The following is an 18,784-nucleotide window of genomic DNA, read 5'->3' as shown; positions in this document are numbered from 1 at the left end:
CTTCAACCACTTGCGCTTAAGATCTCTCCGAAGCGGGAGGCGAATTCTACAGGGATTTGCATGTGCGTCAACCCCATTAAATCAAAAAACTCAAAACTCCCATTTGACCTGCCGTGCACCAGGCCTGGAGCCTCTGTGAATCTCTATATATAGAGAAGGGAGCCAGCGCATTGCCCGCACTGGATACTCCTGACGCAAAAAACAACCTGCAACAAATGCCAGGCTATCAACAGATAGCAGGATTCAGATCGAAGGAAATGCAGCAGAGAGAAAAGCGGATGTCTTGTAGATAGCACTAAACGCCATGGCAGGCGTTCAGTCTATAAAGATGGTGTCCCAGGGCCGGTTCGAACGGCCAACCTTCCCCTTAGGAGGGGGATGCTCTATCCAATTGAGCTACTGGGACAAATGACAAGCGCGTCGCGGATGAGACCAGCGACAGACGGCGTGCATATTAACGGTCGAGGTAGTTTTTGTCATGTCGTCCTTAGGCATTTTGCTTGTAGGGCAATCCTTGCACATATCTTTATAGCTTCACCCAGTAAACACGGGGACTTGCAGTGATCGTGCAAATTGCACTACCTCAAAATGCCATCATTGCAAACTGCAACCCGAACCCCCCACATAGGCAAATCAACTAATTGATTTTAAAGGGAAAATAGTTTGGCACGGCATCTGCAATGTTCTTTGCATAAACCAAGCGAACCAAGCACCGCGGAGAACATGACCATGAATAGCATCCTACTATTAGCTCTCAATGCCGTAGCCCTGGCCGCACTGGTGATATTTCATTTCCAGCCAGTCAATACTCAAGATGCCGCACTGGCCAGCCAAGCAGTTCCCCATCATCTGCAACAACGCCCCCAGCTGGCGGTAGTCACTGCTACCGAGCAGTCACCCGTTCTCCTGACCCGAGAAACACAAGCAGCACCTACATCCGAGCACTGGGTTTTCTGAGATAACTATCAATGTCCAAACCTGCCTGGCTTTTTCTATGCTTGACCCTCATGGCAGGCTTTCTGGCCCTCGCTACTGACTCCCCTGGAGTTCAAGCCACCGCCTTCATCGTCAGCGCCGTGTTTGGTAGCCTACTGATGTTGGCCCTCATCGCCGGTCGCCGAATCAAGTTCGATCCATTGCTGCGCTAACCCCCTCCCCCCCTACCTTATGTCGAATCACCCTAGCAAATCGGCAAACTGCCACTAGGCTTAAGACTGAGGGCAAAAGGCCATATTGCGCTGCGCCCTTCAACCCAGATGCGCCGTAGCCCTGCGCGTTGATGGACTAGCACTGCATCAGCGCCAAAGTTTTCAAACCAGTCCGCAAAAATGCAATTCAGTACTGGCACAAAGCCTTTAGGCGGTTCAATATTTGTCACAGAATTGACGCCAATGAAATGGCAAATCTGAGGCATGATGCGGCCTCTTTGCAATTCGGGTTGAACTTTGGTCGTGAGCCTTGTCTTAACACTCATCTTGCGGCCAATTCCAGAAACCGCTCCCCTGAACTAACCGGTTAAATATATGCGCCCATTGAAACAGGCAATTTATTCCAGCCGTACGGCTGACAAATTCGTCGTACGTCTGCCAGACGGAATGCGGGAACGCATTGCCGAGGTGGCTCGCAATCATCACCGCAGCATGAACTCTGAAATCATCGCACGCCTGGAACAAAGCCTTATTCAGGAAGGTGCCTTGGGTGAAGAGTTGAGCATGCGCCTGGATAGCCCGGAGCTGTCACTGCACGAACGCGAACTGCTGCAGCGTTTTCGTCAGCTCTCCCACCGCCAGCAAAACGCCCTCGTCTCGCTTATCGCTCACGATGTTGAGGCGGCCGCAGAAGCCAATTGATTGACACTGAAAGCCGAAGCCAGCCATGTGCTGGCTTTTTTTTGCCTGAATTTTGGAGATGGGGAGCAAAGCGGGGGCAGACATGCCCCCGCAGAAAGGATCAGAGCAGGAAGATCGTTGCCAGGCCCAGGAAGATGAAGAAGCCACCACTGTCAGTCATGGCAGTAATCATCACGCTGGCTCCCATGGCGGGATCGCGACCAAGGCGCGCGAGCGTCATAGGGATCAATACCCCCATCAAGGCAGCCAGCAGCAGGTTGAGGGTCATGGCGGCCGTCATCACCACACCCAAGGACCAACTGCCATAAAGGAGATAGGCCACCACACCAATCACTCCACCCCACACCAGGCCGTTGATAAGGCCCACAGCCAGCTCCTTGCGCAGTAGGCGTGAAGAGTTGGCCGTACTCACCTGATCCAGCGCCATGGCCCGCACGATCATGGTGATGGTCTGGTTACCGGAGTTACCGCCGATACCCGCCACAATCGGCATCAACGCTGCCAATGCCACCAGCTTTTCGATTGAACCTTCAAACAACCCGATGACACGAGACGCGATAAATGCCGTGATCAGGTTAACCGCCAGCCAGGCCCAGCGGTTATGCAGAGAACGCCAGACTGACGCAAAAATGTCTTCCTCTTCACGCAAACCCGCCATGTTGAGGACTTCGGTTTCACTCTCTTCACGGATCAAGTCAACGATTTCATCGATGGTCAGACGACCGATCAACTTGCCGTTCTTGTCGACCACCGGAGCCGAGATCAAGTCGTAACGCTCAAAGGCCTGGGCCGCGTCGTAGGCATCTTCGTCAGGATGGAAGCTGACGGTATCGCTGGCCATCAGGTCAGCTACTTTCTTCTCTGGATCATTTACCAGCAGGCGCTTGATCGGCAACACGCCTTTGAGAATTCCCTCGTAGTCGACCACGAACAGCTTGTCGGTATGGCCCGGCAGCTCTTTGAGGCGACGCAAGTAACGCAGTACCACTTCCAGACTGACGTCTTCGCGGATGGTGACCATCTCGAAATCCATCAGCGCACCGACCTGGTCCTCGTCATAGGACAGCGCCGATCGCACGCGCTCACGCTGCTGCGTATCGAGCGCCTCCATCAACTCATGAACAACATCCCGGGGCAGCTCAGGTGCCAGGTCGGCCAGTTCGTCCGCATCCATCTCCTTGGCGGCGGCCAGGAGCTCATGATCATCCATGTCGGCGATCAGCGTTTCACGGACCGAGTCAGACACCTCCAGGAGGATGTCACCGTCGCGATCGGCCTTGACCAACTGCCAAAGGGTCAGTCGATCATCCAGCGGCAAAGCTTCGAGGATGTAGGCAACGTCGGCGGAGTGCAGGTCATCGAGCTTGCGTTGTAACTCGACGAGGTTTTGCCGGTGAACCAGGTTTTCAACGCGGTCGTGGTTCGGACCTTCCTGGCGGTGCGTGAGGTCTTCGACCACGCGCTGGCGCTGCAGCAGCTCGATGACTTGAGCCAGACGATCCTGCAGGCTTTCTTGTGTTTTCTTTACTTCTACTTCGGTCATAGGCGAACTCCACTCCCAGCAGCGGGGCACGCCGGAAGGATCAATCAGTCAATTCATGATTGGTAAAACGGGGTACTGAGTCACTACTGGGTAAGTCCATGGAGGTATTCCACAAGCCCCGACGGGGCTGACCGGCGCATGATACACCGCCCGGCCGTTTTAAACGTTAAAAAACTGGAAAGAACAAGCGCTTGCGAGCCAATGTTCAGTATTGGCTGCACCTATAGAAATGCGACGACACGCAGGAGAGGGAAAACACATGGGAAAGATAAAAAGACCCACACCAGGATAAAACCTACATAAACCCCAGACGGCAAAAAGCCCGCACTAGGCGGGCTTTTTGTTTGTATGGTGCACTCGACAGGATTCGAACCTGTGACCGCTCGGTTCGTAGCCGAGTACTCTATCCAGCTGAGCTACGAGTGCAGATTGTGTTTTTAGACCAGATCACAACTGGTTGAAGCCGAGCTACCTGCATCGCTGCAACTAACTCTTAAATGGTGCACTCGACAGGATTCGAACCTGTGACCGCTCGGTTCGTAGCCGAGTACTCTATCCAGCTGAGCTACGAGTGCATTTGTTGCCGCGCATTATAGGCCGTTCAATCTCTATGTAAAGCTATTTTTTCGAGTATTTTCAACAACTTACCGAAAAAACCAGATTGCAACGTACTAAGCAAATAATGGCGGAGAACGGGGGATTCGAACCCCCGACACCCTTTTGAGGTGTACTCCCTTAGCAGGGGAGCGCCTTCGGCCACTCGGCCAGCTCTCCGCAACACGGGGCGTATATTAACCACGTTCATCCCCGTTTGCAAACATAAAAAACGATAAAAATTAAAGGCTTGGTTCTTCGTCCTTCTCTTTCTTGATCCGCAGGTAGATTTCCTCGCGGTGAACCGCTACCTCTTTTGGAGCGTTAACCCCAATACGCACTTGATTGCCTTTGACGCCGAGCACGGTCACGGTGATTTCGCCATCACCGATAATCAGGCTTTCTGCGCAACGACGAGTCAGAATCAGCATGCCTTTCTCCTCACGCATTTCAGTTCAGGAACAACAGTCTGCAAAAAAAAGGCATTCGACCTACAACCCAAAAGCCGTAGCCCTACACACCTAAGTATTGTCGAGCCCACGCAAAAGAACATGCGCCCCACAAAAAAATGAAAGGCGCGGTAAACCGCGCCTTCCTGGCAACACATCACTCGCCCTGTCGGGCCGGAGCGTCAAGCTCAAAAGCGGTATGCAGCGCGCGTACAGCCAGTTCCAGGTACTTCTCTTCGAGCACTACCGAGACTTTGATTTCCGAAGTGGAAATCATCTGGATGTTGATACCCTCCTTGGCGAGGGCCCCGAACATACGGCTGGCAACGCCGGCATGGGAACGCATGCCCACCCCTACGATCGATACCTTGGCAATCTTGGTATCGCCGACCACTTCACGGGCGCCAATCTCGCTCGCTGTGTTCTGCAGGATTTTCAATGCCGCATCGTATTCGTTGCGGTGCACGGTGAAGGTGAAATCGGTGGTGTTATCGTGCGAAACGTTCTGCACGATCATGTCGACTTCAACATTCGCATCGCTGACAGGACCCAGAATCTTGAAAGCCACGCCCGGGGTGTCTGGCACGCCACGGATCGTCAGCTTGGCTTCATCGCGGTTGAAAGCGATGCCGGAAATGATCGGCTGTTCCATGGATTCCTCTTCATCAATAGTAATGAGGGTGCCCGGACCCTCCTTGAAGCTGTGCAATACGCGCAGCGGAACGTTGTACTTGCCGGCGAACTCCACCGCGCGAATCTGCAGCACCTTGGAACCAAGGCTGGCCATTTCCAGCATTTCTTCAAAGGTGATCTTGTCCAGGCGCTGGGCCACTGGCACGACGCGCGGGTCAGTGGTGTAGACGCCATCCACATCGGTATAGATCTGGCATTCGTCAGCCTTGAGCGCTGCCGCCAGTGCCACACCCGTGGTGTCAGAACCGCCACGCCCGAGGGTGGTGATGTTGCCTTGCTCGTCCACACCTTGGAAACCCGCTACAACTACCACGCGCCCAGCCTTCAGATCAGTACGAATTTTCTGATCATCAATCTGCAGGATACGCGCCTTGGTGTGCGCGCTGTCGGTGAGAATGCGCACCTGGCTGCCCGTGTAGGACACCGCCGGCACGCCACGCTTGTTCAGAGCCATGGCCAACAGCGCAATGGTTACCTGCTCGCCCGTGGACACAATCACATCCAGCTCACGTGGCAACGGCTGTTGATCCCCACTGATAGCCTTGGCCAGGTCGATCAGGCGATTGGTCTCGCCGCTCATGGCTGACAGCACCACAACCAGGTCATCGCCGGCATCGCGGAATTTCTTAACCTTGTCGGCGACCTGCTCGATTCTTTCTACAGAGCCGACCGAGGTGCCTCCAAATTTCTGTACGATCAAAGCCATTTCCAAGCCGCCTCAGCCCGTAAAGGGGCGCCTAATATCCAATCCACCCGCACTGAACAAGCCCGTGACTAGACCACGGGCCGATTAACAGTGCCTTAAATACCTGCCTCGACAAACGGCACGGTCAAGGCCAGGGCCGCATCCAGGGCACCGGCATCTACACCACCGCCTTGTGCCATGTCCGGACGACCACCGCCCTTGCCGCCCACTGCCGCAGCGGCTTGCTTCATCAAATCACCGGCCTTGAGTTGGCCAGTCAGGTCTTTGGTTACACCGGCAACCAGAACGACCTTATCCTCATGGACACTGCCGAGCAGGATCACTGCGCGGCCGAGCTTGTTCTTCAACTGATCGACCAAGGCCAACAACGCCTTGCCGTCCTGACCGTCCAGGCGCGCCGCCAGAACTTTCACATCCTTGACGTCAACCGCCGAGGCCGACAGATCATCGCCCGCAGCGCTGGCCGCCTTGGCCTGCAACTGCTCCAGCTGTTTCTCCAGCGCACGGTTGCGCTCCAGCACGGCAGACAGTTTGTCGATCAGATTGTCACGGCTGCCCTTGACCAGGCTGGCCGCTTCCTTGAGTTGTTCTTCGGCGGCATTGAGGTAAGCCAGGGCCGCAGCACCGGTCACCGCCTCGATACGACGCACACCGGACGCCACACCACCTTCGCTGATGATTTTCAGCAGGCCGATATCGCCGGTACGGTTAGCGTGGATACCACCACACAGCTCGACCGAGAAGCTACCACCCATGCTCAGCACGCGAACTTCGTCGCCGTACTTCTCGCCAAACAACGCCATGGCGCCCTTGGCCTTGGCGGTTTCGATGTCAGTTTCTTCAGTTTCTACCGGCGTGTTCTTGCGCACCTCGGCATTGACAATATCTTCCAGCGCCTTGATCTGCTCAGGCTTGATTGCTTCAAAGTGGCTGAAGTCAAACCGCAGGCGCTGGCTGTCGACCAACGAGCCCTTTTGCTGAACATGCTCGCCCAGCACTTGACGCAAGGCAGCGTGAAGCAGGTGAGTGGCCGAGTGGTTCAACGCAGTTGCGTGCCGTACGTCGGCATCGACCTGGGTATCCACTGGTGCGCCGACGGTCAGGCTGCCCAGCACCAACACACCGTGATGCAGGAAAGCACCGCCGGTCTTGGTGGTGTCGCGCACCTCGAAACGGCCGGACGTCGAGCTGAGGAAACCACAATCACCAATCTGGCCACCTGACTCGGCGTAGAATGGAGTCTGGTCCAGCACCACCACGGCTTCTTCGCCTTCGCTCAATACATCGACCGACTTGCCGTCTTTATAGATGGCAACGATCTTGGCCGAGCCGGCGGTAGCCTTGTAGCCGATGAACTCGGTGGGCACGTCAACCTTGACCAGGGTGTTGTAGTCCAGGCCAAAGGAGCTGGCGGAACGCGCACGCACACGCTGGGCTTCCATCTCACGCTCAAACCCGGCTTCATCGATGGTCAGCTCGCGTTCACGGGCGATATCGGCGGTCAGGTCCATCGGGAAACCGTAGGTGTCGTAAAGCTTGAACACCACGTCGCCCGGTACCACAGAGCCTTTGAGCTCAGCCAGGTCCTGCTCGAGAATCTTCAGACCGTGCTCCAGTGTCTTGGAGAACTGCTCCTCCTCGGCCTTGAGTACGCGCTCGATATTGCTCTGCTGCTGCTTGAGTTCCGGGAAGGCATCGCCCATCTCGGCAACCAGTGCAGCCACGATTTTGTAGAAGAAGCTGCCGGTGGCACCCAGCTTGTTACCGTGACGGCAGGCGCGACGGATGATGCGACGCAGCACGTAGCCACGCCCTTCATTGGACGGCAACACACCATCGGCAATCAGGAAGCCACAGGAACGGATGTGGTCCGATACCACTTTGAGCGACGACTGGCCTTCATTGGTGCAACCAATGGCCGCAGCCGAAGCGCTCAGCAGGTTGGTGAACAGGTCGATTTCATAGTTGGAATGAACGTGCTGCATGACCGCACTGATCCGCTCCAGGCCCATGCCGGTGTCCACCGACGGCGCCGGCAGCGGATGCAACACGCCATCGGCGGTGCGATTGAACTGCATGAACACGTTGTTCCAGATTTCGATGTAGCGGTCACCGTCTTCATCCGGCGAGCCCGGTGGGCCACCCCAGATGTCCGCACCGTGATCGTAGAAGATCTCGGTGCAAGGGCCGCACGGGCCGGTATCGCCCATGGTCCAGAAGTTATCGGAAGCGTAAGGCGCACCCTTGTTGTCGCCGATGCGAATCATGCGCTCGGCAGGTACACCGATTTGCTGGGTCCAGATGTCATAGGCTTCGTCGTCCGTCGCGTAGACGGTAACCCAGAGTTTTTCCTTGGGCAGTTTCAGCACGCCGGTCAGGAAGGTCCAGGCGAAGGTAATCGCATCCTTCTTGAAATAGTCGCCGAAGCTGAAGTTACCCAGCATTTCGAAGAACGTGTGGTGACGCGCGGTGTAACCGACGTTTTCCAGGTCGCTGTTCTTGCCGCCGGCGCGTACGCACTTCTGGCTGCTGGTGGCGCGAGTATAGGCGCGCTTTTCCTGGCCCAGGAAACAGTCCTTGAACTGGTTCATCCCCGCGTTAGTGAACAGCAGGGTGGGGTCATTGCCTGGGATCAAGGAGCTGGAGGCTACACGGGTGTGACCTTGCTCTTCGAAGAAGCGAAGGAAGGCTTCACGGATTTCTGCGCTTTTCATTAGGTTCTTCCACGGAGGCTGCGGCCAAAGGCCAGTGCGCAACATCATCAGACGGAGCGACGGCAAAGGGCCGCATTATATCGGCCCTTCGCCGGTGGTACAGCGTGTTTATGTGATAGAAACAGTCAATTAGACGGTCTGCACTGTCATTTCTGCGAAAATGCGACGAATGTCTGCACGACTTGCTCGATCTGTGCCCGGCTGACATCCAGATGGGTGACCATACGCAGGCGCGGCGCGGCACTCAACTTGATCCCGCGCTCTGCGGCAAAGGCTTTCAACGCCTGCGCCTGCTCGCCAATTTGCACATAGACCATGTTGGTCTGCACCGGCTCCACCGTGTAACCGACCTTGCGCAGCTCATCACCCAGCCACTGCGCGTTGGCGTGGTCCTCGGCCAGGCGCTGTACCTGATGATCCAGGGCATACAGCCCCGCTGCCGCCAACGAACCTGCCTGACGCATTCCGCCACCGACCATCTTGCGCAGGCGCCGGGCCTTGGCGATCAACGCCGTGGAACCGCACAGCACCGAGCCGACCGGTGCGCCAAGGCCCTTGGACAGGCACACCGACACCGAATCGAAATGCTTGGCGATGTCACGCGCACCCACCCCCAGCTTGATCGCTGCGTTGTAGATCCGCGCCCCGTCCAGGTGCAAGGCCAGGCCATGCTCACGGGTAAACGCACGCGCCTTGGCCAGGTACTCCATCGGCAGGACCTTGCCTTGCATGGTGTTTTCCAGCGCCAGCAAGCGCGTGCGGGCAAAGTGGAAATCGTCAGGCTTGATCGCCGCCAGCACGTGGTCAAGGTCCAGGGAACCGTCCGCTTGCACTTCCAGCGGCTGCGGCTGGATCGAACCCAGCACGGCCGCCCCGCCGCCTTCGTATTTGTAGGTATGGGCCTGCTGGCCGACGATATATTCCTCGCCGCGCTCACAGTGGGCCATCAATGCCAGCAAATTGCTCATGGTGCCAGTGGGCACGAACAGCGCGGCGGCGAAGCCCAGACGCTTGGCCAGTTCCGCCTCCAGCTTGTTGACGCTGGGGTCTTCGCCATAGACGTCATCACCGCTGACCGCGCCGGCCATCGCGTCGAGCATACCGGGGGTGGGTTGGGTCACGGTGTCGCTGCGCAGGTCAATCACGGTCATGAAGGGGGCCTCTAACGGAATGGATAAGTCCTTTTGTGTGTGATTACTGCGGGCAAAGCCACGCAATATCAAGCCCCCACTGCATTCAATCGAATATCAACCAAACAAACCGATATAGCTTATCGATACGGCAACCGTGCAGTTTTTGAAAAACCGTGTTAAAAACTCTCCGCCGCCAGGGTTCTGGCGGCAACGTTCTCAGGGCGGGGTGCAATTCCCCACCGGCGGTAATTGCACGCAATGTGCATAGCCCGCGAGCGCTTGGCGCCTCGAACTGCTCCGGCAGGACGGCGACAAGGTCAGCAGACCCGGTGTGATCCCGGGGCCGACGGTCATAGTCCGGATGAAGAGAGAACGGGATTGGCACCTAAGGGCCGCGCACTGACCTCATGCTTGCATGACGCCGCTGTGCATTCCCTTAAATCCCATTCGATTCATAACGCCCTGTTTTTTTCTTAAACAGGAGTCAGAACATGCAACCCACCGCAATCGACAGCAAAAGCAAAAACCATCACGGCGAGCGCGTCGCGTTTATCCAGGCCTGCTGGCACAAGGATATCGTCGACCAATCGCGCAAAGGCTTTCTTGCCGAAATGATCGCCCAGGGCTATCAGGAATCGGACATCGACTTCTTTGAAGTCGGCGGTGCCTTTGAATTGCCCCTGCACGCCAAGTTGCTGGCCAAGACCGGTCGCTACGCCGGCATCGTCGCCGCCGCGCTGGTGGTGGATGGTGGCATCTACCGGCACGAATTCGTCGCCCAGTCAGTGGTCAGCGGTTTGATGCAGGTTCAACTGGAAACTGAAGTGCCGGTGTTCTCGGTGTCCCTGACGCCGCATCACTTCCACGCCGGCAGCGAGCACACCACGTTCTTCTATGAACACTTCGTGCACAAGGGTCAGGAAGCTGCGCGTACCTGCGCCGATACCCTGCACAAGGTGCGGGCGATCCGCCGTAGTGAGCCGCGTGCTGTAGCGGTCTAAGCAACACTGCAAAACAACATGTGGGAGGGGGCTTGCCCCCGATGGCGGTGAGTCAGCTGCAGATGGGCTGACTGGTATACGGCTATCGGGGGCAAGTCGAAACGTCGCACCGCCCCTCCCACATTTGGATCCAGTTGGACTTAAGATTTAAGCCAACCCAGCATCCGTGGCAGGCACGATAAGAATCCCTGCGCGCAAACCATTCTTCACCTTCGGGTTGGGGAAGATGATGCGGGCACCCTCCTCCTCGATCACCCAGCGCGTCTTGGCCACGTCTTCGGCCAGCAGATAACCCTTTTCCAATTGCGAAAAGTTTTCCACATCCGCCGGCAGGTGCATCAGAAAGGCGTCGCTGTGCTTGATGACCTCGCGAGAGACGGCAAACAGTTGCAGGCCGTCCAGGCTTTCTGTCGGCGGCTCATCGCCTTCAATGATGTGCTTGAGGCGTGCCTCCAGCCGGGACACGTCCACGCTCTGGTTCTGCCCGAACGGCCGGGCCTTGCCCAGTTCCAGGGTGAAGGCTTCGGCTTCCAACTGTTCGTAGGTAAACGCAGTGAAAGTGATCGAGGTTTTGTTCTGCAGCAATACCGCTTGCATACCGCCGGCGTTCAGGCGCGCCAGTTCACGGCGCGAATGCTGACGCCCCTCCTTCCAAGGGTAGAGGGCAAACTGCTCGATCTTAGAACCACGAATCGCGGTGTGCAGGTCGTAGTGCAGGCGTGATCGACCGGGCTGGCTGAAAAAACTGCGCGCCAGTTGCTCGAGTTCGGCAGCGCGCATGGCCTCGGGGCCGATGTTGCTTTCATGCCGGCCGTTGAACAGCCGGTTGATGTCCAGTTCGAGATAACGCTCGCCGCGGCGCATGGCCTCGGGGTTGCCGAACAGGAACAGAATACGGGAGCGGGGTTTGATTTCCCCACGGGCGATGCCATGCAACAGGCGGTCGAGCAGTTCGATCGGCGCGGTTTCGTTGCCATGGATGCCGGACGACAGCAGCAGGTCGCCGCCATTGTCCCGAGCCTCAGGGGGGCGCACTTCGAGCGCGCCCTCGCTGAGCCAGCGCATCTGCACGCCGTCGACAGTCAGTTGAATTTTTTGCGCCGGTTCGCGACCGGCGAGGGTCAGTTCAAGCAGTTTGCCGAGGGCGAGCATAAGCAGCTTCCTTAGTGGTTGCAGCCAGGACCATGGACGTGATCGTCGTCATCACCCTCAACGTCGGCCGGTTCCATTTCCAGTTGCAGGCTCATCAGGTTGGTCGCCAAGGGACGCATCAGCAGGTTGGCGTACTCGGCGTCGCCCTCTTCGACGTCCACACCAATCAGCAGTTGGCCACGGCCGTCGTGCTGGATCCAGATCTCCTTGCCCTGCCAGACCACGGCAACGCGAGTGCAGGACGTTTCCAGCTGGGTGCCGTCGGTGTCTTCAAGGATCAGTTTCAGGGTGTCGGTCATAAATAAAATATCTCAGCCGTATGGCGTTAATTGATCTGGAAAGGATAAACCGAGCCCAGTTTAAGGATTTGCGTCAGTTCATCCAGTGCCGTCCGGCACTCAAGCAGCAACTGCGGGTCAGCCAGGTCGGTTTCGCGCAGGCTGTCGCGGTAGTGCTTGCCAACCCATTGGGTCAGGGTTTCGTACAGTGGCGCGGTCATGATAACGCCTGGATTCACCGCCGCCAGTTCGGTTTCGTTCAAGGCGACGCGCAAACGCAGGCACGCCGGGCCGCCGCCGTTCTGCATACTTTGCTTGAGGTCGAAAACGTTGACTTCGCGGATCAGCCCACCGGAGCTGGTCAGGCCCTGCAGGTAGTGCCACACACGCTCATTGCTGCGGCACTCTTCCGGCACAATCAGCAGCATCGAACCGTCAGGGCGGGTCAGCAACTGGCTGTTGAACAGGTAGGAACGCACCGCGTCCTCGACACTGACCTGGGCACGGGGTACGCAGACGGATTGGAAGTTGCCGCCCAGCTTGCCCAACTTGGCTTGCAGCTCGGCGAGCATCTGTTCGGTGTTGAGGAATGCGTCCTCGTGGTAGAACAGCATCTCGCCGTTGCCCACCGCGATTACATCGTTGTGGAACACGCCGGCATCGATCACCGCCGGGTTCTGCTGGGCGTAGACCACGCCGTCATCCTTCAAGCCGTGCAGGCGCGCGACTGCCTGGGACGCTTCAAGGGTCTGGCGCGCCGGGTACTTCTGCGGGGCCGGGTAACGGCTGTCGAAGGCACTGCGGCCAAACACGAAGAACTCAACACCGGCCTCACCGTACTCACGGCAAAAGCGCGTGTGGTTGGCCGCGCCCTCATCACCGAACTGCGCCACCGCCGGCAAGGCGGCGTGGTGGGCAAAGTGCTTTGCATCGGCGAACATCGCGCCCAGCACGCGGCTGGTGGTGGGGTGTTCGATGCTGCGATGGTACTTGCAGTTGAGGTTGGCGGCGGTGAAATGCACGCGACCGTCTGCGGTATCAGCGCTCGGGCTGACAGTGGCCGCGTTGGCTACCCACATGCTGGAAGCCGAGCAGCTCGCTACCAGCAACGGCATGGCCTGCTTGGCCGCTTGCTGAATTACCTGGGCGTCGGTTCCGCTGAAACCCAGGTTGCGCAAAGCAGCCACATCCGGGCGTTCCTGGGGCGCCAACACACCTTGCACAAAGCCCATGTCCATCAGGGCTTTCATTTTCTGCAGGCCCTGCAACGCCGCTTCCTTGGGGTTGGAATGTTGCTGGCTGTTGCTTTGGGATGCGACGTTGCCGAAAGACAAACCGCCGTAGTTATGGGTCGGCCCCACTAGACCGTCAAAATTGACTTCACAGGATTTCATCGGCGAGGCTCCACGAACATCTGTTTTTATAGGCATCAAATTACTGAATACACCACAGTTCAAATGTGGGAGGGCGCTTGCTCCCGATAGCAGGGTGTCAGTTGACTAATTAGGTGACTGACACACCGCCATCGGGAGCAAGCCCCCTCCCACGTTCAGATCAGTGTAATGCCAGGGGTCAACGTGGCTGGCATCACCAGACTCGGCGTTTCCAGCGACGCCACCGGATACGCACAATAATCGGCCGCGTAATACGCACTGGCCCGATGGTTACCCGAGGCCCCTACCCCGCCAAACGGTGCGGTACTGGCGGCGCCGGTCAACTGCTTGTTCCAGTTGACGATACCGGCACGGCTTTCCAGCCAGAACTGCTGGTAACGCGCTTCGCTATCCGACAACAGGCCAGCGGCCAGGCCGTATTGGGTGTTGTTGGCCTCTGCGATTGCCTCGGCGAAATCCGCGTAGCGAATCACCTGCAACAGCGGGCCGAACAGTTCTTCGTCTTCGCGCTCGGTTACGCCGGTCACGTCGATGATGCCTGGGGTCAGCAATGCGGCCTGATCCTGTGGCTGGGTCATTTCCAGCAGCGCTACGGCGCCATTGGCCAACATCAATTGCTGGGCGTCCATCAAGGCTTTCGCCGCGCCAAGGGAGATTACCGAGCCCATGAACGGCGGTGGTTGCTGGTCGAACGCACCGACTTCAATCGTTGCGCTCACCGCCACCAACCGCGCCAGCAATGCATCGCCCCAGGCGCCTTCCGGCACCAACAAGCGACGGGCGCAGGTGCAACGCTGACCAGCCGAGATAAACGCAGACTGGATGATGGTGTAGACCGCCGCATCCACATCGGCCACTTCATCCACGACCAGCGGGTTGTTGCCGCCCATTTCCAGGGCGAGGATTTTGTCCGGGCGTCCCGAAAACTGCTGATGCAGATGATTGCCGGTGCGGCTGGACCCGGTGAAGAACAAGCCGTCTATGCCGGGGTTGGCGGCCAGGGCGATGCCGGTTTCCCGCGCGCCTTGCAGCAGGTTCAACACGCCCGCCGGCAGCCCGGCTTCGATCCAGCATTGCACGGTCAGCTCGGCAACTTTCGGGGTCAGCTCGCTGGGTTTGAACAGCACGGTATTACCCGCCAGCAAGGCCGGGACGATATGGCCGTTGGGCAAATGCCCGGGGAAGTTGTACGGGCCGAACACCGCCACCACGCCGTGAGGCTTGTGACGCAATACCGCGGTGGCGTCACCCAATGGGCCGCTCTTTTCGCCGGTTCGCTCACGATAACTCTGCACCGAGATGGCGATCTTGTTGGCCATGCTGGTGACTTCGGTAGCCGATTCCCACAAGGGTTTACCGGTTTCCTCACCAATGCAGCGGGCAATTTCATCGGCACGGCTTTTCAGGGTGCTGGCAAAGGCTTCCAGCACGCTGATGCGCTCTTCCAACGGCAGACGAGCCCACGCGGGGAATGCCTGGCGTGCCGCCTGCACGGCGGACTCGACCTGCTCGGCGGTGGCGCCGTTGCCGGCCCACAATACCTGCTGGGTCACCGGGTTGCGCGATTCGAACAACTCACCCTGGCCGGCCAGCCAGCTACCTGCGATATACAGCGAATTCATTACTTGGACTCCCGAGCAGCAGACAACGGTACGGCACGCACTTGATCACCCACCACCAGCTGCAGGCGCTTGGCGGTCTGCGGATCGACCACCAGGGTACCTGCCGCCAGCCGGGCCGGAGCAGCAGTGATACGGCACTCCTCGCGCTTGCGGTTATGGATCAGGAACGGCGTGGCGTCGTCCCCCGGCGTGCCGATGGCCAACACCAGCGACTGGCTGTCGCGCACCGCACGGATTTTGCTGGTTTCGCACTCTACCGCTGGGCCTGCATCGAAGATATCGACATAGCCCTGATAGCTGAACCCTTCGCTCTTGAGCATGCTCAGGGCCGGCTCGGTGTCCGGATGGACCTTGCCGATCACGTTGCGCGCATCCTCGGACAGGAAGCAGCTGTACAGCGGAAACTTCGGCATCAGCTCGGCGATAAACGCCTTGTTGCCCACACCGGTAAGGTAGTCGGCCTGGCTGAACTCCATTTTGAAGAAGTGTCGACCCAGGCTTTCCCAGAACGGCGAACGCCCGGCGTCGTTGGATACGCCGCGCATCTCGGCAATGATCTTGTTGCCGAACAATTGCGGGAACTCCGCGATAAACAACATGCGCGCCTTGGCCAACATGCGGCCGTTAAGACCGTTGCGATAATCGGCATGCAAAAACAACGAGCACAATTCGGAATTGCCGGTGAGGTCGTTGGCCAGAAACAGCGTCGGAATCTCGCGGTAGATATTCAGCTCCTGGGAGGCGCTGACGGTCAGCCCGACCCGGAAGTTGTACCAGGGCTCACGCAAGCCCACGGCACCGGCAATGGCAGAAATGCCGACCACGCGGCCTTCATCGTTCTCCAGCACGAACAGGTAGTCGGCATCGCCGCGCCCGGCTTCGCCGCGAAAGGTTTTTTCCGCCCAGCCAACCCGGTGGGTCAGGCGCTCTTCGTTGGCCGGCAAAGTGGTGAGGCCGGTGCCGGTGCTGCGCGCCAGATCAATCAGGGCCGGTAAATCGCTGCTGCGTACGGGACGAACGATCATGCTATCTCCTCGAACGGGCCGCTGTTGTCAGCCACCCGCGAAACTCTGTTTTTATACCGCAACCAAACGCACGCTCGCGCCTTCGCCAACGCCCAGGGCTTCGGCGGCCGCCAGGTCCAGGGTTACTGGCTTACCAGGCGCATAGTCCAGCTCCAGCATCACCGCGCGGTAATCCTGCAACTGCGCGTTACTCACCAGGTACTGGCGACCGACGCCCTTGACCATCTCGCCGATCTTCACCGGTACCACGCGGCTCTGGGCGATCGAGCGAATACCCGAAACCCGTGCATGTAACGTCGGGCCACCGTCGAAGATGTCGATGTAGTGATCAGTCTCGAAACCTTCGCGCATCAGGATATCGAAGGTGATCTGCGCACGCGGGTGCACCTGGCCCATGGCTTCCTGGGCTTCGTCCGGCAACAGCGGCACGTAGATCGGGTAATGCGGCATTAGCTCGGCGAGAAAGGTGCGGCTTTTCAGCCCGCACAGGCGCTCAGCGGCAGCATAGTTGAGGTCGAAGAAGTTGCGACCGATGGCGTCCCAGAACGGCGAATCACCGTTTTCGTCGCTGTAGCCGACAATCTCGGTTACCACCGAATCGGCAAAGCGCTCGGGGTGGCTGGCAACGAACAACAGGCGGCCACGGGAGTTAAGTTCCGACCAGGGCGATCCGACCAATTCCGGCACCACGTAGAAACTGGTGAGCAGGCTGTTCCCGGTCAGGTCATGGCACTGGGAAAGCACGTGGATCTTGTTATGGATCTTCAGCTCTCGGGAGGCGTGCACGAAGGTTTCGTTACGGAAACTGTAGAACGGCTCGGAGTAGCCGGCTGAAGCAACGATGGCCGAGCAACCGGCGAGCTTGCCGGTATCGGTGTCTTCAAGCACGAAGAAATAGCTCTCTTCACCGTTGAAGCTTACCTCGGCCGCGAAAGAAGCTTCGCTGGCGGCGATTTTGTCGCTCAGGCGTTCCACATCGTCTGGCAAGGACGTAACACCAATCGGGCTGTCTGCAGCCAGACGCTGTACCTCGCCCAGATCAGCCATTTGCGCGGGGCGCATCACCAGCATGGTGTTACTCCTTAACTCGAAAAACTCATAGAAAAAAATACCGGACAGGTCAGGAACAACACTGTTCCTAATGTGGGAGGGGGCAAACCCCCTCCCACATTTGATCCGGTCCGGCAGATAGATTTGTATCAGGCTTGGGTCAACGCCTTCACAGCACGCTCAAAACGATCCAGCCCTTCGTTGATATCCGCCTCTTCCACCACCAGGCTCGGCGCAAAACGCACCACGTCCGGGCCAGCTTGCAGGATCATCAGATTCTCTTTTTCGGCCGCGTTGAACACGTCCTTGGCCTTGCCCTTGAAGGCATCGCTGAGCACGCAACCGATCAGCAGGCCCATGCCACGCACCTCGGTGAAGATGCCGTATTGCGTGCCGATCTGCTCCAGGCGCGCCTTGAACAAGTCATGCTTGGCGTTAACGCCGGCCAATACTTCTGGCGTGTTGATCACGTCGATCACCGCTTCGGCCACTGCGCACGCCAGCGGGTTGCCGCCGTAGGTGGTGCCGTGGGTGCCGACCACCAGGTGCTTGGCCAAGTCTTCACGGGTAAGCATCGCCGCAATCGGGAAACCGCCGCCCAGGCTCTTGGCGCTGGTAAGGATGTCCGGCGTGACACCGTAATGCTGGTAGGCAAACAGGTGGCCGCTGCGGCCCATGCCGGTTTGCACTTCGTCGAACACCAGCAGCGCGTCGTTCGCGTCGCACAGTTCGCGGGCACCTTGCAGGTAAGCCAGTTCAGCCGGCAGTACGCCGCCTTCACCCTGGATCGGTTCCAGCACTACGGCGCAGGTCTTGCCCGACACAGCGGCCTTCAGCGCAGCCAGATCGTTATAAGGAACGTGGGTGATGCCGGTGATTTTAGGCCCGAAACCATCGGAGTACTTGGACTGGCCGCCGACGTTGACGGTGAACAGGGTACGGCCGTGGAAGCTGTTCAGCGCGGCGATGATCTCGTATTTCTCGCTGCCGAAACGGTCAAAGGCCACACGACGGGCCAGCTTGAACGCAGCCTCATTGGCCTCGGCGCCGGAGTTGCAGAAGAACACGCGATCGGCAAAAGTGGCGTCGATCAGCTTGTGGGCCAGGCGCAGCGCCGGCTCGTTAGTAAAGACGTTGGACACATGCCACAACTTGTTGGCCTGTTCGGTCAGTGCACCGACCAGCGCCGGGTGGGCGTGGCCCAACACGTTGACCGCGATGCCGCCGGCAAAGTCGATCAGCTCACGACCTGCTTGATCCCACACGCGCGAACCTTGGCCACGCACAGGGATAAAGGCGGCAGGTGCATAGTTAGGCACCATTACTTGGTCGAAATCGGCACGTTGCACCGGGGCTTGCTCAACGGACATCGGAGTCTCCTGAAGAGGAACGCCTGCCTGAAACTGGCGGGCGATGCAGGGATTGTAAGGACAGTTTTCAGTAGGGCCTTGCCGCCAAGCGACAACTTCTTATAGCGCCAACCCGCGTTTTTAGCGGGTTTACGCCAATGCGACAAATAGGGTCGCAATGGCGCAGTTTAAACGCTGCGCCAGGTTTGCGTCAGGGTTATCCAGTGAAAG

16 protein-coding genes, 4 tRNA genes and 1 riboswitch are annotated in these 18,784 nt (G+C 58.3%); of the genes, 4 read left to right on the top strand and 16 right to left on the bottom strand.

Annotated elements, in window-relative coordinates; translation table 11 throughout:
• Positions 1-329: 329 nt before the first annotated feature.
• A tRNA-Arg gene (locus tag E4P00_RS15530) sits at positions 330-406 on the bottom strand.
• Between the two features lie 323 nt (positions 407-729).
• Here E4P00_RS15530 and E4P00_RS15525 point away from each other — a divergent pair.
• From E4P00_RS15525 to E4P00_RS15515, 3 genes are all read left to right on the top strand, one after another.
• Positions 730-957 (top strand): hypothetical protein, encoded by a 228-nt coding sequence (locus tag E4P00_RS15525; RefSeq protein WP_216091991.1) that lies wholly within the window; start codon positions 730-732, stop codon positions 955-957.
• Positions 958-968: 11 nt separating this feature from the next.
• Positions 969-1,148: a PA3371 family protein gene (locus tag E4P00_RS15520; protein WP_103734786.1), complete on the top strand. Its 180-nt coding sequence runs from the start codon at positions 969-971 to the stop codon at positions 1,146-1,148.
• Positions 1,149-1,523: 375 nt separating this feature from the next.
• Entirely contained in the window at positions 1,524-1,850 is a 327-nt protein-coding gene (locus E4P00_RS15515; protein WP_003193592.1) for an Arc family DNA-binding protein, read from the top strand.
• 100 nt (positions 1,851-1,950) lie between these two features.
• On the opposite strand, the gene mgtE is transcribed toward E4P00_RS15515, so the two are convergent.
• The 8 genes from mgtE to ltaE all read right to left on the bottom strand — a co-directional run bounded on the left by mgtE (position 1,951) and on the right by ltaE (position 9,700).
• Positions 1,951-3,393 (bottom strand): magnesium transporter, encoded by a 1,443-nt coding sequence (mgtE, locus tag E4P00_RS15510; protein ID WP_005790606.1) that lies wholly within the window; start codon positions 3,391-3,393, stop codon positions 1,951-1,953.
• Between the two features lie 349 nt (positions 3,394-3,742).
• Positions 3,743-3,819 (bottom strand) — tRNA-Arg (locus E4P00_RS15505).
• A gap of 72 nt (positions 3,820-3,891) precedes the next feature.
• Positions 3,892-3,968: transfer RNA gene (locus E4P00_RS15500), tRNA-Arg, on the bottom strand.
• Between the two features lie 108 nt (positions 3,969-4,076).
• Positions 4,077-4,167, bottom strand: a tRNA-Ser gene (locus E4P00_RS15495).
• 62 nt (positions 4,168-4,229) lie between these two features.
• Positions 4,230-4,418, bottom strand: coding sequence for a carbon storage regulator CsrA (gene csrA, locus E4P00_RS15490; protein ID WP_003175645.1), 189 nt, complete (start codon positions 4,416-4,418; stop codon positions 4,230-4,232).
• Positions 4,419-4,593: 175 nt separating this feature from the next.
• Positions 4,594-5,835 carry an aspartate kinase gene (locus E4P00_RS15485; RefSeq protein WP_005790609.1) on the bottom strand — a complete coding sequence of 414 codons (1,242 nt, stop codon included), beginning with the start codon at positions 5,833-5,835 and terminating at the stop codon, positions 4,594-4,596.
• A gap of 95 nt (positions 5,836-5,930) precedes the next feature.
• Entirely contained in the window at positions 5,931-8,549 is a 2,619-nt protein-coding gene (gene alaS / locus E4P00_RS15480) for an alanine--tRNA ligase (RefSeq protein WP_032879836.1), read from the bottom strand.
• 146 nt (positions 8,550-8,695) lie between these two features.
• Positions 8,696-9,700, bottom strand: coding sequence for a low-specificity L-threonine aldolase (ltaE, locus tag E4P00_RS15475; RefSeq protein ID WP_248131958.1), 1,005 nt, complete (start codon positions 9,698-9,700; stop codon positions 8,696-8,698).
• 190 nt (positions 9,701-9,890) lie between these two features.
• Positions 9,891-10,060, top strand: a riboswitch (FMN riboswitch).
• 113 nt (positions 10,061-10,173) lie between these two features.
• Here ltaE and E4P00_RS15470 point away from each other — a divergent pair.
• Complete coding sequence (locus E4P00_RS15470; RefSeq protein ID WP_032879834.1) at positions 10,174-10,683, top strand: 6,7-dimethyl-8-ribityllumazine synthase; 510 nt, start codon at positions 10,174-10,176, stop codon at positions 10,681-10,683.
• Positions 10,684-10,830: 147 nt separating this feature from the next.
• Here the strand turns inward: E4P00_RS15470 and astE are convergent, their stop codons facing one another.
• From astE to E4P00_RS15435, 7 genes are all read right to left on the bottom strand, one after another.
• A complete protein-coding gene (gene astE, locus E4P00_RS15465) occupies positions 10,831-11,835 on the bottom strand; it encodes a succinylglutamate desuccinylase (protein WP_216091992.1) in 1,005 nt (334 codons plus the stop codon).
• 11 nt (positions 11,836-11,846) lie between these two features.
• Positions 11,847-12,134, bottom strand: a complete 288-nt coding sequence (locus E4P00_RS15460; protein ID WP_003175651.1) for a hypothetical protein — start codon at positions 12,132-12,134, stop codon at positions 11,847-11,849.
• Positions 12,135-12,160: 26 nt separating this feature from the next.
• Positions 12,161-13,507 (bottom strand): N-succinylarginine dihydrolase, encoded by a 1,347-nt coding sequence (astB, locus tag E4P00_RS15455; RefSeq protein WP_148853737.1) that lies wholly within the window; start codon positions 13,505-13,507, stop codon positions 12,161-12,163.
• Between the two features lie 155 nt (positions 13,508-13,662).
• Positions 13,663-15,129 (bottom strand): succinylglutamate-semialdehyde dehydrogenase, encoded by a 1,467-nt coding sequence (gene astD, locus E4P00_RS15450; protein WP_248131956.1) that lies wholly within the window; start codon positions 15,127-15,129, stop codon positions 13,663-13,665.
• Complete coding sequence (gene astA / locus E4P00_RS15445; protein WP_005790626.1) at positions 15,129-16,154, bottom strand: arginine N-succinyltransferase; 1,026 nt, start codon at positions 16,152-16,154, stop codon at positions 15,129-15,131. Before astA ends, astD begins: the two co-directional genes overlap by 1 nt.
• A 51-nt stretch (positions 16,155-16,205) precedes the next feature.
• Positions 16,206-17,225 (bottom strand): arginine/ornithine succinyltransferase subunit alpha, encoded by a 1,020-nt coding sequence (gene aruF / locus E4P00_RS15440; RefSeq protein WP_005790628.1) that lies wholly within the window; start codon positions 17,223-17,225, stop codon positions 16,206-16,208.
• 128 nt (positions 17,226-17,353) lie between these two features.
• Positions 17,354-18,574: an aspartate aminotransferase family protein gene (locus E4P00_RS15435; RefSeq protein ID WP_078822115.1), complete on the bottom strand. Its 1,221-nt coding sequence runs from the start codon at positions 18,572-18,574 to the stop codon at positions 17,354-17,356.
• Positions 18,575-18,784 lie beyond the last annotated feature (210 nt).

The organism is Pseudomonas sp. B329 (genome assembly GCF_023127835.1).
GTDB classification, from domain to species: domain Bacteria; phylum Pseudomonadota; class Gammaproteobacteria; order Pseudomonadales; family Pseudomonadaceae; genus Aquipseudomonas; species Aquipseudomonas synxantha_A.
Note: the sequence above shows the minus strand (reverse complement) of the source record. Positions and strands in the feature narration are given on the sequence as shown.

Bases quoted from the DNA above. Each gene is read 5' to 3' on its own strand.
- astE (WP_216091992.1), bottom strand. From the start codon at position 11,835: ATGCTCGCCCTCGGCAAACTGCTTGAACTGACCCTCGCCGGTCGCGAA.
- aruF (WP_005790628.1), bottom strand. From the start codon at position 17,225: ATGCTGGTGATGCGCCCCGCGCAAATGGCTGATCTGGGCGAGGTACAG.
- csrA (WP_003175645.1), bottom strand. From the start codon at position 4,418: ATGCTGATTCTGACTCGTCGTTGCGCAGAAAGCCTGATTATCGGTGAT.
- alaS (WP_032879836.1), bottom strand. From the start codon at position 8,549: ATGAAAAGCGCAGAAATCCGTGAAGCCTTCCTTCGCTTCTTCGAAGAG.
- mgtE (WP_005790606.1), bottom strand. From the start codon at position 3,393: ATGACCGAAGTAGAAGTAAAGAAAACACAAGAAAGCCTGCAGGATCGT.
- E4P00_RS15470 (WP_032879834.1), top strand. From the start codon at position 10,174: ATGCAACCCACCGCAATCGACAGCAAAAGCAAAAACCATCACGGCGAG.
- E4P00_RS15525 (WP_216091991.1), top strand. From the start codon at position 730: ATGAATAGCATCCTACTATTAGCTCTCAATGCCGTAGCCCTGGCCGCA.
- E4P00_RS15435 (WP_078822115.1), bottom strand. From the start codon at position 18,574: ATGTCCGTTGAGCAAGCCCCGGTGCAACGTGCCGATTTCGACCAAGTA.
- astA (WP_005790626.1), bottom strand. From the start codon at position 16,154: ATGATCGTTCGTCCCGTACGCAGCAGCGATTTACCGGCCCTGATTGAT.
- astD (WP_248131956.1), bottom strand. From the start codon at position 15,129: ATGAATTCGCTGTATATCGCAGGTAGCTGGCTGGCCGGCCAGGGTGAG.
- E4P00_RS15515 (WP_003193592.1), top strand. From the start codon at position 1,524: ATGCGCCCATTGAAACAGGCAATTTATTCCAGCCGTACGGCTGACAAA.
- E4P00_RS15485 (WP_005790609.1), bottom strand. From the start codon at position 5,835: ATGGCTTTGATCGTACAGAAATTTGGAGGCACCTCGGTCGGCTCTGTA.
- E4P00_RS15460 (WP_003175651.1), bottom strand. From the start codon at position 12,134: ATGACCGACACCCTGAAACTGATCCTTGAAGACACCGACGGCACCCAG.
- ltaE (WP_248131958.1), bottom strand. From the start codon at position 9,700: ATGACCGTGATTGACCTGCGCAGCGACACCGTGACCCAACCCACCCCC.
- E4P00_RS15520 (WP_103734786.1), top strand. From the start codon at position 969: ATGTCCAAACCTGCCTGGCTTTTTCTATGCTTGACCCTCATGGCAGGC.
- astB (WP_148853737.1), bottom strand. From the start codon at position 13,507: ATGAAATCCTGTGAAGTCAATTTTGACGGTCTAGTGGGGCCGACCCAT.